Source organism: Leclercia sp. 1548 (assembly GCF_050435045.1).
GTDB classification, from domain to species: domain Bacteria; phylum Pseudomonadota; class Gammaproteobacteria; order Enterobacterales; family Enterobacteriaceae; genus Enterobacter; species Enterobacter adecarboxylatus.
The window spans coordinates 291,413-304,751 of the sequence record NZ_JBNDJP010000006.1; the positions used below are offsets into that span (position 1 = coordinate 291,413).

The 13,339-nt window shown below is 55.4% G+C and carries 13 protein-coding genes and 1 tRNA gene; 10 read left to right on the plus strand and 4 right to left on the minus strand.

Features of this window, described 5'->3' with window-relative positions; translation table 11 throughout:
- Positions 1 to 8 precede the first annotated feature (8 nt).
- The 6 genes from ABIE02_RS17465 (at position 9) to ABIE02_RS17490 (ending at position 7,020) form a co-directional block, all read left to right on the plus strand.
- The gene (locus tag ABIE02_RS17465; RefSeq protein ID WP_336994865.1) at positions 9 to 1,475 is read left to right on the plus strand and encodes a UbiD family decarboxylase; all 1,467 of its coding nucleotides are present in this window, start codon (positions 9 to 11) and stop codon (positions 1,473 to 1,475) included.
- Between the two features lie 211 nt (positions 1,476 to 1,686).
- Positions 1,687 to 2,361, plus strand: a complete 675-nt coding sequence (gene paoA, locus ABIE02_RS17470) for an aldehyde dehydrogenase iron-sulfur subunit PaoA (protein WP_032616724.1) — start codon at positions 1,687 to 1,689, stop codon at positions 2,359 to 2,361.
- Complete coding sequence (locus tag ABIE02_RS17475; RefSeq protein ID WP_059308666.1) at positions 2,358 to 3,314, plus strand: FAD binding domain-containing protein; 957 nt, start codon at positions 2,358 to 2,360, stop codon at positions 3,312 to 3,314. Before paoA ends, ABIE02_RS17475 begins: the two co-directional genes overlap by 4 nt.
- Positions 3,311 to 5,509: an aldehyde oxidoreductase molybdenum-binding subunit PaoC gene (gene paoC / locus ABIE02_RS17480; RefSeq protein WP_285125205.1), complete on the plus strand. Its 2,199-nt coding sequence runs from the start codon at positions 3,311 to 3,313 to the stop codon at positions 5,507 to 5,509. Before ABIE02_RS17475 ends, paoC begins: the two co-directional genes overlap by 4 nt.
- Positions 5,510 to 5,518: 9 nt before the next feature.
- On the plus strand, positions 5,519 to 6,457 hold the full coding sequence (locus tag ABIE02_RS17485; RefSeq protein WP_191153114.1) for an XdhC family protein: 939 nt from the start codon (positions 5,519 to 5,521) through the stop codon (positions 6,455 to 6,457).
- Positions 6,451 to 7,020: a nucleotidyltransferase family protein gene (locus tag ABIE02_RS17490; RefSeq protein WP_117385992.1), complete on the plus strand. Its 570-nt coding sequence runs from the start codon at positions 6,451 to 6,453 to the stop codon at positions 7,018 to 7,020. The genes ABIE02_RS17485 and ABIE02_RS17490 overlap by 7 nt, the downstream gene beginning before the upstream one ends.
- An 11-nt stretch (positions 7,021 to 7,031) precedes the next feature.
- Here ABIE02_RS17490 and ABIE02_RS17495 read toward each other — a convergent pair whose 3' ends face one another.
- Together ABIE02_RS17495 and ABIE02_RS17500 are read right to left on the minus strand one after the other, a co-directional pair.
- A complete protein-coding gene (locus ABIE02_RS17495; RefSeq protein WP_336994866.1) occupies positions 7,032 to 7,553 on the minus strand; it encodes a VOC family protein in 522 nt (173 codons plus the stop codon).
- Positions 7,554 to 7,583: 30 nt separating this feature from the next.
- Positions 7,584 to 8,495: an alpha/beta fold hydrolase gene (locus ABIE02_RS17500; RefSeq protein ID WP_336994867.1), complete on the minus strand. Its 912-nt coding sequence runs from the start codon at positions 8,493 to 8,495 to the stop codon at positions 7,584 to 7,586.
- Between the two features lie 93 nt (positions 8,496 to 8,588).
- On the opposite strand from ABIE02_RS17500, the gene ABIE02_RS17505 reads away from it, so the two are divergent.
- The 4 genes from ABIE02_RS17505 to ABIE02_RS17520 all read left to right on the plus strand — a co-directional run bounded on the left by ABIE02_RS17505 (position 8,589) and on the right by ABIE02_RS17520 (position 12,177).
- The gene (locus ABIE02_RS17505) at positions 8,589 to 9,161 is read left to right on the plus strand and encodes a CGNR zinc finger domain-containing protein (RefSeq protein WP_059308669.1); all 573 of its coding nucleotides are present in this window, start codon (positions 8,589 to 8,591) and stop codon (positions 9,159 to 9,161) included.
- Positions 9,162 to 9,298: 137 nt separating this feature from the next.
- Positions 9,299 to 9,865 (plus strand): TetR/AcrR family transcriptional regulator, encoded by a 567-nt coding sequence (locus ABIE02_RS17510; protein ID WP_059308670.1) that lies wholly within the window; start codon positions 9,299 to 9,301, stop codon positions 9,863 to 9,865.
- Between the two features lie 623 nt (positions 9,866 to 10,488).
- Positions 10,489 to 10,965, plus strand: coding sequence for a DUF1348 family protein (locus ABIE02_RS17515; RefSeq protein ID WP_059308671.1), 477 nt, complete (start codon positions 10,489 to 10,491; stop codon positions 10,963 to 10,965).
- A 237-nt stretch (positions 10,966 to 11,202) separates the two neighbouring features.
- Positions 11,203 to 12,177: an alpha/beta hydrolase gene (locus ABIE02_RS17520; RefSeq protein WP_392518282.1), complete on the plus strand. Its 975-nt coding sequence runs from the start codon at positions 11,203 to 11,205 to the stop codon at positions 12,175 to 12,177.
- 131 nt (positions 12,178 to 12,308) lie between these two features.
- On the opposite strand, the gene catA is transcribed toward ABIE02_RS17520, so the two are convergent.
- Positions 12,309 to 12,986, minus strand: coding sequence for a type A chloramphenicol O-acetyltransferase (gene catA, locus ABIE02_RS17525; RefSeq protein ID WP_059308672.1), 678 nt, complete (start codon positions 12,984 to 12,986; stop codon positions 12,309 to 12,311).
- Between the two features lie 239 nt (positions 12,987 to 13,225).
- A tRNA-Thr gene (locus ABIE02_RS17530) sits at positions 13,226 to 13,301 on the minus strand.
- Positions 13,302 to 13,339: the final 38 nt, after the last annotated feature.

Genomic DNA, 13,339 nt, shown 5'->3' on the forward strand with positions numbered 1-13,339 from the left:
AGAGCCTGATGACCTATTACGGTGATTTACGCAGTTATATCGATGCCCTCGACGCCATGGGCGACATCATGCACGTGACGCGCGAAGTGGACGGTGATTTTGAGCCAAGCGCCATTACCCGCCGCAGCTATGAGATCCAGTCCCCTGCCCCGCTGTTCCACAAGGTGGCGGGCGTGGCACCCGGCTTCCGTCTGTTCGGCGCGCCTGCCAGCCTCTCATCCCGACAGGATATGCCCTATGCCCGCGTGGCGATGTCACTCGGCCTGGCCCCGGACTGCACCGGGCCGCAGATCGTCGAAGCGCTGTCGGCGGCGCGCCATAAGCCCGGCATTCCCCCGGTGCGGGTGGCCTCTTCTGACGCCCTGTGCCACCAGAACATTTTGCGCGGTGAAGATGCGAACCTCGACCGCTTTCCAATCCCCTTTGCCCACGACAAGGACGGCGGTCGCTACGCCAATACCTGGGGCACGCTGATCGTGAAGACGCCGGACGGCAAATGGGTGAACTGGTCTATCGCCCGCGTGATGAAGGTCGATGGCAAGCGAATGGTGGGGCTGATTGTCCCGAGCCAGCATATCGGCCAGATCTGGACGGAGTGGGTAAAACTCGGCCAGCCGATGCCTTATGCACTGGTGCAAGGCCCGGCGCCGGCGATCTCCTGTGTGTCCGGCATCCCAATCCCGGCCCACGCCGATGAGGCGGATTACATCGGTACCCTGGCGGGCGAGCCGGTGCCGGTGGTCAAAGCAATCAGTATCGATCTGGACGTGCCTGCCACCGCCGAAATCGTGATCGAGGGGCATGTCTCCATCAACCGTGATTGCCAGGAAGGGCCATACGGCGAGTATGGCGGTTATCTGGGCGAAGGCTCCTCCGCCCAACCGACCTTCCACGTCGAGACGATTACCCATCGTGACGATCCGATCTGGCCGATGTCGATTACCGGCCGCCCGACCGACGAGTCGCACACCCTGTGGGCGATGGGGCTGGCCGCCGATGCCCTGACCTCTCTGCGTGAAGCGGAACTGCCGATCGTCACCGCCTGGATCCCGGAAGATTCTACCGTCCACTGGCTGCTGGTGGTGGTGCCGCAAAACTGGCGCGAGTTGCTGCCGGGCGTCACCAGCAAAGCACTGGCCCAACGCATCGGCGAAGTGTTGTTTAAGACCGACGCGATGGTGTTTATTCCGAAGGTCTACGTGGTGGACGATGATTTTGACCCAACCAACCTGCGCGAAGTGGTGTGGGTGCTCTCAACCCGCGTGCACCCGGTTGGTCGCCGCGTGGTGTTTGACGATCAGCGCGTGATCCGCCTGCCACAGTGCTATGAAGAGGAGGAGTATGTGGTCGGTCGTGGGGCGAAAGTGGTGTTTGATACGCTGCAAACCACCCGACATCTGCATGCCTCGTTTGAGCAGGGGTATCCAGAAGAGGTGCGCCAGCGGGTACTGGATAACTGGCCGACGGATCGCTAAGCCACACTCTGCCTGTCTGTTTGAAAACAGGCAGGCCTCACCAGCTGGCCCTCCTTCCCCATCGCACACTTATTAAACCCTCTCATAACCGCATCCTCGATTTAAGAATAATCCCGCCCGCATCGCCGTCTATGCTTAATGTTTAAAAATCAGACGACACAGTCGCACCCTTTTTCCTTTTTATTTCCCCTTTAAATACCGGAGGCCTGGTATGAGCAACCAAGGCGAATTTCCTGAAGACGGTCAGTCACCCGACTTCAGCCTGTCCCGACGGGATCTGATAAAAGTCAGCGCAGCGGCGGCGGCAACCGCTGCTGTTTATCCTTGTGGCGCACTGGCTGAGGGCGAGCCTGCTGTCACCCCCCCGCCCGAGATGATGCCCCTGACGCTGCGCGTCAACGGCAAAAGTCAGCAACTCGAGGTGGATACGCGTACCACCCTGCTGGATGCACTGCGGGAAAACTTGCAGCTTACCGGCACGAAAAAAGGCTGCGATCACGGGCAGTGCGGCGCCTGTACCGTGCTGGTGAATGGCCGCAGGCTCAACGCCTGCCTGACGCTGGCAATCATGCATCAGGATGCCGAAATCACTACCATCGAAGGGCTGGGTACGCCTGACAATCTGCATCCCATGCAGGCGGCATTTATCAAACATGATGGTTTTCAGTGCGGCTACTGTACCTCAGGGCAAATCTGCTCCTCCGTCGCGGTACTGAAAGAGATTGAAGCGGGCATCCCCAGCCACGTTACGCTCGATCTGGTCTCCCCCCCGGAAAAGACGGCGGATGAGATCCGCGAACGCATGAGCGGCAACATCTGTCGTTGCGGCGCGTACGCCAACATTCTGGCCGCCATCGAAGACGCCGCAGGGGAGCTTAAATCATGAAAGCCTTTACTTATGAACGGGTAAAAACCCCGGCCGAGGCCGCGGCCAGCGCCAGGGATAAACACGGCGCAAAATTTATTGCCGGGGGAACGAATCTGCTCGATCTGATGAAGCTGGAAATTGAAACGCCCACCCATCTGATCGACGTGAACGGTCTGGGCCTCGACCAGATTGCCGCCACCGATGAGGGCGGTCTGCGGATCGGCGCCCTGGTGCGCAATACCGATTTAGCCGCAGATGAGCGTGTGCGCCGTGACTATGCCGTGCTGTCCAGAGCGCTACTGGCAGGAGCGTCCGGTCAGTTACGCAACCAGGCCACCACGGCAGGTAATCTTCTTCAGCGTACCCGCTGCCCCTATTTTTACGATACCAATCAGCCCTGCAATAAACGTCTTCCCGGCAGCGGCTGCGCGGCGCTTGAAGGGTTTAGCCGTCAGCATGCGGTAGTGGGCGGCAGCGAGGCCTGTATTGCTACGCATCCGGGCGATATGCCTGTCGCGATGCGTCTGCTGGATGCAGTGGTGGAAACCGTTTCTGCCGACGGCAAAGCGCGGAACATCCCCCTCGCCGACTTTTATCGCGCCCCAGGGAAAACGCCCCATATCGAAACCGTCCTGACGCCAGGTGAACTGATTACCGCCGTCACCCTGCCGCCGCCCGTGGGTGGGCAGCACATCTACCGTAAAGTCCGCGATCGCGCCTCCTACGCCTTTGCGCTGGTCTCGGTCGCGGCGATTGTCCAGCCAGATGGCAGTGGGCGTGTCGCGCTGGGCGGCGTGGCCCATAAACCCTGGCGGATTGCCCAGGCCGATGCGCAGCTGCCCCAGGGCGCGCAGGCCGTCTACGATGCGTTGTTTGCGGAGGCTCACCCGACGCCTGAAAACACGTTCAAATTAACCCTGGCGAAGCGAACGCTTGCCTCCGTGCTGACAGAAGCGAGGGCTAAGGTATGAAATTCGATAAACCGGCAGGTGAAAACCCGATCGATCGCTTGAAGGTGGTCGGTCAGCCCCGCGACCGTATCGACGGTGCCTTAAAAACCACCGGCACGGCGCACTACGCCTACGAATGGCATGATATCGCGCCCAATGCGGCGTATGGCTATGTTGTGGGGTCGGCAATTGCCAAAGGCGAGATCGCCGCCATCGACACGCAGGCCGCGAAAAACGCACCGGGGGTGTTAACGGTGATCACCGCCAGTAGCGCAGGCGAACTCGGCAAAGGCGAGCGAAACGCGGCCACCCTGCTGGGCGGCCCGAAGATTGAGCACTACCATCAGGCCGTTGCGCTGGTAGTGGCAGAGACGTTTGAGCAGGCCCGGGCGGCGGCGGCGCTGGTGCAGGTGACCTGGCGGCGTGAAAAAGGATCTTACTCGCTGGCAGATGAAAAACCCGCCGTCAGCCAGCCGCCTGAGGATACACCCGATAAAAACACCGGGGATTTTGACGCCGCCTTTTCCGCCGCCGCGGTGAAGCTGGATGCGATCTACACCACGCCTGACCAGAGCCATATGGCGATGGAGCCGCATGCCTCGATGGCGGCCTGGGAGGGCGATAAGGTGACCCTCTGGACCTCCAACCAGATGGTTGCCTGGTGCCGTACCGACCTCGCGGAAACCCTCAAGATCCCGGAGGAGAATGTGCGCGTTATCGCCCCGTATATCGGCGGCGGCTTTGGCGGCAAGTTGTTCCTGCGAAGCGATGCCCTGCTGGCCGCGCTGGCCGCCCGCGCTATAAAGCGCCCGGTGAAAGTGATGCTTTCTCGGCCCACTATTCCGAATAACACCACTCACCGCCCGGCCACCATTCAGCATATCCGCATCGGGACGGATACCGCCGGGAAAATCACGGCCATCGCGCATGATAGCTGGTCGGGCAATCTTCCCGGCGGCACCCCGGAGACCGCAGTTCAGCAGACTGAACTGCTCTACGCGGGGGCGAATCGCCATACCGGACTGCGGCTGGCAAAACTGGACCTGCCGGAGGGCAATGCCATGCGTGCCCCTGGCGAAGCACCGGGTTTGATGGCGCTGGAAATCGCCATTGATGAGCTGGCCGAAAAAGCGGGTATCGATCCGGTTGAATTTCGCATCCTCAATGACACCCAGGTTGATCCGGCCGATCCCAGCCGTCCTTTTTCACGCCGTCAGCTGATTGAGTGCCTGCGTACCGGTGCCGACGCGTTCGGCTGGAAAGCGCGTAACGCGACGCCGGGCCAGGTTCGCGACGGTCGCTGGCTGGTGGGCATGGGTATGGCGGCCGGTTTTCGCAATAACCTGCTGGAAAAATCTGCCGCCCGTGTGCATCTGGATGCCGCCGGAAACGTGACGGTAGAGACGGACATGACCGACATCGGGACCGGGAGCTATACCATCATTGCCCAGACGGCGGCAGAAATGCTGGGCGTACCGCTGGAAAAGGTGACAGTTAATCTGGGTGACTCAACCTTCCCGGTATCGGCCGGTTCAGGGGGGCAATGGGGGGCGAACACCTCCACCTCGGGAGTTTATGCCGCCTGCGTGAAGTTGCGTGAAACCATTGCCACGAGGCTCGGTTTTGACCCGCACCAGGCGCAATTTAGCGACGGGAAAATCACCAGCGATACCCGCAGCGCAGACATTACCGAGGCCGCGGCCAACGGCACCCTGACCGCTGAAGACGGTATCGAATTCGGCGATCTGGATAAGCAGTATCAGCAGTCCACCTTTGCCGGACATTTTATCGAGGTGGGCGTGGATAGCGCGACCGGCGAGGTGCGGGTGCGTCGCATGCTCGCGGTGTGCGCGGCCGGGCGTATCCTTAACCCAAAAACGGCGCGCAGCCAGGTGATTGGCGCGATGACCATGGGGCTGGGGGCGGCGCTGATGGAAGAGCTGGCGGTGGATACCCGGCTGGGCTACTTCGTCAACCACGACATGGCCGCGTATGAAGTACCGGTCCATGCCGATATTCCCGAGCAGAAAGTGATTTTCCTGGATGATACTGACCCCATCTCCTCCCCGATGAAAGCCAAAGGCGTGGGCGAGCTTGGCCTGTGCGGCGTGGGTGCTGCCATTGCCAATGCGGTGTATAACGCGACGGGGGTAAGAGTGCGGGACTATCCTGTCACCCTGGATAAATTGCTCAGCGGCCTGCCGGACGCCGTTTAAGGAGGAACCATGCCCCACTCTCTTTTTAATCTGGCAGACGATCTGCGCCAGACGCCGGAACAGGCGTTTCTGACTGACGACAGCCGGGAGATCCTGCGCTTCGCGGTTGAGACGCTGATGGCCGGCAAAGAGGCGGCGCTGGTGATGCTGACGGAGATACGCGGCGGCGCGGCGCGCTCGTTGGGGGCGCAGATGGTGGTTCGCGAGGATGGCCAGTACTGTGGCTTCGTCTCCGGGGGCTGCGTCGAAGCGGCAGCGGCATTTGAGGCGCTGGAGGTGATCGCGTCCGGCCATGATCGCGAGGTGCGTTATGGCCAGGGTTCGCCCTGGTTTGACATTGTCCTGCCCTGCGGCGGGGGCATCACGCTGGCGATTCATAAGCTGCGCTCGGCGCAGCCGCTGCTGGCGGTATTGAACCGCCTGGCGCAGCGCCAGCCCGCCGGGTTGCGTTACACCCCACAGACGCAGACGCTCACCTGCCTGTCCGAGCCAACGCTCACCGGCTGGCATAATCAGGGTATTGAGATAGGTTTTCAGCCCTGCGTGCGGTTGCTGATCCATGGACACTCCATCGAAGCGCAGGCGACGGCTGAACTCGCGGCAGCGGCAGGGTATGACATTTGTCCGTTTGACCCCTGCTCGGGTGACCCGGGTTCCCTCATAGATGCTGACACGGCGGTGATCCTGCTGTGGCACGATCTTCACCGGGAGCTTCCCGTCCTGCAGGCCGCACGTGACGCGACCCCGTTTTACATCGGCGCGCTGGGCAGCCAGCGTACCCATAGCCAGCGCAGACAAAAGCTCATTGAGCTGGGCTGGCGGGATGACGAGATTGCGCGCATTAAGGCGCCGATCGGTATCTTCCCGAAAGCCCGGGACGCACGCACCCTGGCGCTGTCTGTTTTGGCAGACGTGGCTGCCGCACGCCTGCGTCAGGACGAATGTTAATGTCCTCGCCGGTTGTGATTATTCTCGCCGCCGGACGCGGCGAGCGGTTTCTCGCCTCGGGGGGCAAAACGCATAAGCTTGAGGCGGTGTTGGCCGGGCAATCTGTCCTGACGCACGTGATTCAGGCGGTTGAAGCCGCAAACCTGCCGTGGCATCTCGTCAGGCCTGAAGGCGGAACGCCGGGCATGGGCGCGTCGATTTCACTGGGTGTCCAGGCCACAGACCTGGCGTCGGGATGGTTAATCCTGCCCGCCGACCTGCCTCTAATTCAGCCCCGGACGTTGCAGCGCGTTGCTGAAGAACTGATGAATTACGGGATTGTGGTCCCTCACCACCAGCAACAGGCGGGGCACCCGGTGGGGTTTCGCCGGGAATACCGCGAGGCGTTGCAGGGTCTGGCGGGTGATACGGGGGCGCGGGAAATAGTGATGCGTGCGCGCAGTCAGGGGGATGTGCTGGATCTTTCGCTGGATGACGCTGGCGTTATATTTGATATCGATACGCTGGAGGATTTACGGGCGGCGCAAAAAACACGGTGCGCCAACGCCGTTGTGCCTGACTGAGACTGTGTAAATCAGCCCTGCCCAGGGTAGTAGAATTCAATTCTTATACCGCTGGGGTCGTAACACATCATGTGCATTGACGGCCCTTCTCTGATCACGGTTGGCTCGAATTCAATTTCGATCTGATTCGCCTTTAATACCTCAAGAAGCTGGAACAGATCCGCTTTATTTTCGACCCGTAACGCTAAGTGATGAAGTCCAACGTTCGTTTTACGATTAAATTCCACGGGGTCGTCGGTTTGCGTTTTCCAGAGTGTAATCGTCAGGGCATTATCTCTGACGAAGATGGCGGGATAATCTGCACGGCGTTTCACTTCCTCCCAGCCCAATATTTTAGTGAAGAACGCCGCGCTTTCTTCAAGTTTTGATACGGCCAGGCCAATATGTTGTACGCCCGTTGTCACTGCCATCATTTTATTCTCCTTCAGAAAATTGCTTTCGCCAGCCTGTGCACCGCCCAAGGATACATGCGCTTGTGGAACAGTCTGGCTTTCAATGCGGAACGCGCAGCCATGGCAATCAGTTTTTTTCATGCTGACATGGCTGCTCTGACCGGATGGACGCTAATCAAACTGGCGGACATGCCGGTCGAGGAAGTCACGTACGGCGGTACCTATCTCTTTAGCATGCGTTTCAAGGGCGAAGTGGCCCGTGTCATAAAAGCGTATTTCAGCGTCAGGCAAATCACGTTTCCAGGCTTCTGCGCCCGCCGGCATGAAAAAGGGATCGTTTTTTCCCCATACGGCTAATAACGGTGGCTGATACTGGCGAAAATAGCCTTGAAACTGCGGGTACATCTCTACGTTCGAGGCGTAATCCAGCAGCAGGTCTAACTGGATTTCCGCATTACCAGGCCGTAATACCTGCATCCCTTCGAGCGAATAGCCGTCAGGTGAAATCAGACTCTGATCGGAAACGCCTTCCAGATATTGCCATTTGATAGCCGCTGGCGTCGGAAATTCACTCAGCGCATGGCGGTTTTCCACAGTGGGATCACGCCAGTATTGCTGAATAGGTGCCCAGGCCTCTCCCAGCCCCTCTTCGTAGGCATTGCCGTTCTGGGAAATAAGGGCTGTTACCCGCTGCGGATGCGCTAACGCCAGTCGCCATCCGACAGGCGCGCCGTAATCGTGGACCAACAGCGCATAGCGGTTGAGATGAAGCTCTTCGGTAAACCGGCCAATGGTTTCAGCAAGCTGGGCAAAAGTATAAGCATACTCCCCTCGCGCGGGCGCCTCAGTGAAACCAAAGGCGGGCAAATCCGGGGCGATCACATGATAACGATCGGCCAGCTGGGGGATCAGGTCACGAAACATAAATGATGAACCCGCGAAGCCATGAAGCAGCAGTAATACAGGCGATGCCGGATCCCCCGCTTCGCGGTAAAAAACGTTCACGTCGCCTGCTTGTTGATAACGGTAATGGATCGCGGTAACTGGCGAGACGGAGGCGTTATCGGTTGTGGAAGACGTCATGGCAAACCTCTTTGTAACCATTAAAGTGTGTATTTGAAGGTTACACGCAAATTTGGTAACCTGTCAAAATGATTTTATGAGTTACGGACAGGTATGGAATTCAAACAACCTTCTCAGCCTCTCTTCCTCGCCGATAATCTCGCACTGGATTTTATTAACAGTGAATACGGGACGGGTGATGAGCGGCATGATTGTTTTACCGACAATCTCAGCGTCATCGACTGGCTGGAAACGGCGGGTGTTGTGCCGAAAGGCACTGAGGCACCGGATGACTTACTAACTGAAGCCCGTCAGCTGCGCGATGCTGCCAGAACCCTGGTGCATGCCGCGATGAAATCCGAGGCAGCTAACCTGACGGTGATTAACCAGATACTGCAAGCGGGGCGTCCTGAGACTGGACTGCAATGGGACGAAGATACGCGGCGATATCGGGTTGATGTCTGTTCAAACACGCTCAGCTCCGCAGGCTTGCTCTGGCCCATTGCGGATGCTCTGGTGAAGCTGGTCACTGATGAAAAGTTTGAATACGTGAGAGAGTGTGAAGCACATAACTGTATTTTACTTTTCCAGGATTTGAGCAAATCACATCGCCGCCGCTGGTGCAGCATGGCAACGTGCGGTAATCGTATGAAAGTCGCGGCCTACCGAAACAGAAAGGGTTCATAGCGCTCATTTTCAGTGACATGCGATAACGCGTTGAGGCTGGCCGCACCCGGCGAGCGTACCAGCTTCTTACCCCCTCTGGTTTAAAAGAGTGTTGACCTGGACTTGACCAAAGAGAACGATCGTTCTACCATTTGCCTATGAACAAAAACACGACTGATACACGCGAAAAAATCCTCGCGACAGCTGAACAACTCATTTACCAGAACGGTATTCATGCCACCGGCATGGATCTTCTTGTAAGAACGTCAGGTGTGGCCCGGAAAAGTATTTATCGCTACTTCGCCAACAAAGACGAAGTGGCGGCTGCGGCCCTGAACGCACGTGATGTGCGCTGGATGGAATGGTTCAGGAGCGAGTGCGACAAAGCGGATACGCCGCAGGAACGCATCCTGAATATGTTTACCGTACTCAAAGGCTGGTTTGAGTCGGAGGGCTACCGCGGGTGCGCATTCATCAATACCGCGGGGGAAGTGGGTGACAGTGCCGATCCCATTCGCCAGATTGCTAAACTGCATAAGCAGAAAATCCTGGATTACGCCCTTGAGCTTACCGGACAGCTGAATATTGAGCACGCCTCATCACTGGCAAGGCAGCTGCTGTTATTAATTGAAGGTGCTATCACCATGTCACGAGTTATGGGTGATAACAGCGCCGCCGATGATGCAAAAGATATTGCGCAGCTATTACTGAAACAGGTCTCATAAAAGAGGCCTGTATTCCGGGAAAATAATACTCGCTGAATTATCCAGTTATACTGGAGGTTCACGCGTGGGTGTCATTCATTTAATTTCAGACCAGGAAAGAAAATATTACAATCATCCTCTGAGATGACGTTATCTTTAATCGATATATACCGATGTAAAACGCACTTCACCTCTTCCCCTTTCCTCCCCGTCGCTATTTGATTCTGCCCGCTCGCTTGACCGGCTTTGGCTCTATTCTCATATCAAAAAATCCAACAAGGAAACGAAGACAGAATATCACATTGAAATTAAACAGTTTTTCTCTGGAAGATATCGCAAACCACCAGCGAATAAAAATATCCAAAAATTAATTTCTTATTATTTATGAACGCGTTAACGCCATTTTTTAAAGGGATGCATTGCTTTTTTAATGATTTTATCAAACACCGTCTTGACGAGGTAGAACGATCGTTCTACCATGAATTCATAGACCAGACGGACCCTCTGAAAAGTGATATCGGGCATGATTGAGAATACAGAATTCTCATAGCTACCCAGGGCGTTAAATAACAGAGGAAGAATTTATGTCTACGTCTCGAAAAGCAAATGAAACCGAACTGTCCACATTTACAGGAGTCTCAACCATGTCTGATGCACAAATTCGTCCGCCGCTTCCTCCGTTTACGCTTGAATCAGCGATTGAAAAAGTACGGCTTGCTGAAGATGGCTGGAATAGCCGTGACGCTGCAAAAGTCTCGCTGGCCTATTCTCTGGATACCAAATGGCGTAACCGCGCAGAATTTGCGAATAACCGCGAAGAAGCCAAAGGATTCCTTGAACGTAAATGGAAAAAAGAATTTGAGTACCGTCTTATTAAAGAATTGTGGGCATTCGGGGGCAACCGCATTGCGGTCCGTTACGCCTACGAGTGGCGCGATGATTCAGGCAACTGGTTCCGTTCTTACGGAAATGAGAACTGGGAATTCGGCGAAGATGGTCTGATGCAACGTCGTTTCGCGTGTATCAATGATATGCCTATCAAAGAGAGCGATCGCAAATTCCACTGGCCGCTGGGGCGTCGTCCAGATGACCATCCAGGGTTATCAGAGCTGGGTCTGTAACGTCCGGTTTATTCCTTTAAGCCCGGCGACTGTCCTGGTCGGTCACTTGCACTACTCCTCTACGGGTAAAACTGCTGCAACAGGCGTGGCAGAATTTTTAAATACAAATAATGCCCAGGGCTTATCCAGTCGTGATAAGCCTGAGGGTTCGCTTATGTAAAAAGCACGCGAAATAATCATAAGCATTACGAATAAGGTGACACCATGAATATCAAGTCTGCGTTATTGTCTGTCGCAATGGCTGCCGTTTCAGCCAATAGCTTTGCTGATTCAACTGGCCCAGAACGTCATGTTCAACAGTTCCTGAATGTGCTGAACGGGAGTGGCGGGAAGCCCATTGAGCAATTGTCTCCTCAGGCGGCACGCCAGGTATTGATCGATGCGCAAAAAGGCGCGACTCTGCCTGCTGCCGACGTCAGTGTAAAAACGATTACTGTTGATGGGCAAAATCTCACACTGAATATTGTGAAGCCGCATAACGCGCAGGGAACCCTGCCGGTATTTATGTTCTTTCATGGCGGTGGCTGGATCCTGGGCGATTTCCCGACACATGAGCGTCTCGTTCGCGATCTGGTTAACGCGTCTGGCGCGGCAGCCGTTTTCGTTAATTACACGCCCTCCCCGGAAGCGCATTTCCCCGTTGCGATTAATCAGGCCTATGCAGCAACCCGCTGGGTAGCCGAAAACGGAAATGAAATTGGCGTTGATGGTAAACGCCTGGCGCTGGTTGGTAACAGCGTGGGCGGTAATATGGTTGCGGCCGTTGCCCTTCAGGCTAAACAACATAAAACCCCTGCTATCCGCTATGACGTTATGCTCTGGCCTGTCACTGACGCGAATTTTGATACCGATTCTTATCATCAGTATGAAAACGGCTATTTCCTGTCGCGCAATATGATGAAGTGGTTCTGGGATGCTTACACCCCAAATGAGAGCGATAGAAATAACATCCTCGCCTCTCCGCTGCGCGCCACAACAGCGCAGTTGCAGGGCCTGCCACCTACCCTGATTCAGACCGCTGAGCTTGATGTGCTGCGTGACGAAGGCGAAGCTTTTGGTCGCAAACTTGATGCCGCGGGTGTCGACGTGACGGTGACGCGCTACAACGGATTAATTCATGATTACGGCCTGCTGAACGCGCTGAGTGACGTTCCTGCCGTGCGGGCTGCCATTGGTCAGGCTGGTTACCAGCTGAAAGAGCACCTGAAATAACGGTAAAGCGACCAGCGGGGCTGACCGGCTGGTCATTCTCTGTAATTTTTTGGCCGCTACTCTCTGCTGATACTGATATTTACCTTTACAGCAGGATAGTGGCCGGAAGGCTTATCATTCAATATGGAGTATCAACCCCTGAGTTCCTCTGAATAGTGCTGGATATCATCGCACATGGCTTGTAACTCATTGATTAATCTTGCCGCATGGAAACCATCGCACACGGAATGATGCACCTGCAGGGCGAAAGGCAATAATACTTTTCCATCTTGCTCGTAGTATTTCCCAAAAGTGAACATAGGGGAAAAAAAGTTCTGCATGTGAGCGACGTTGATATCAAAACTGGTAAAACTCACCCAGGGAATAGCGGATACGAAAAATATATTGTCTGGCGACTGTCCCTTGGGCCAATAAGCAAGATTATTACCATGGCGTGCCACGTCTTCGGAATAAACATTCTGGAAGTGCTGAATATTGCCGTCGTACGGACTCCATATTGATGAAAAGGTCTCCGTTTCATTATGGAAGATGGTATAGCTTGGATGGACTTCATCCCATATCACGAGCTCATTGTTCTTCATCGCCATACGGAATTCCGTATGCCTGTTTACGACGTGAGCAATCAGGAAAATCATCGTCGGGTAAAATTTCCAGCCAACCGCTTTGATATGCTTTAACAGCGCCGTAATGTCTAATTGCACCGTCTGGTTAAACGTACTTTGTGCAAACGACTGAAATACCTCAAAATGCTCCTTCCTTGCCCAACGAGACAAGTCCACAACGGTATATGCTGGGGTGGTTGTTTTCATTTTTTACCTTTGATTAGCGATCATCTATCAGAGAGTAGCCTGAGCTATTTCATCAATTAAACACGCATACAAGTCCCGAACCATTTTGGTAGCGAATGCTTTTGTGAGAGTAGCGCAACCTTTTGCGGCAGGAAAGAGAATGTTAACCGTTTGATAATTAATAGAATCAAAGGCGCTCGAGCAAATTAATGGCTAATGAATTTTTTGCTGATGCAGGAAAATGTGAAGAAATGCTTGAATGGTGCCGATAATAGGAGTCGAACCTACGACCTTCGCATTACGAATGCGCTGCTCTACCAACTGAGCTATATCGGCTTTCCGGAGGAGGAACTTCGGTGTAAAAGGGTAAGAAA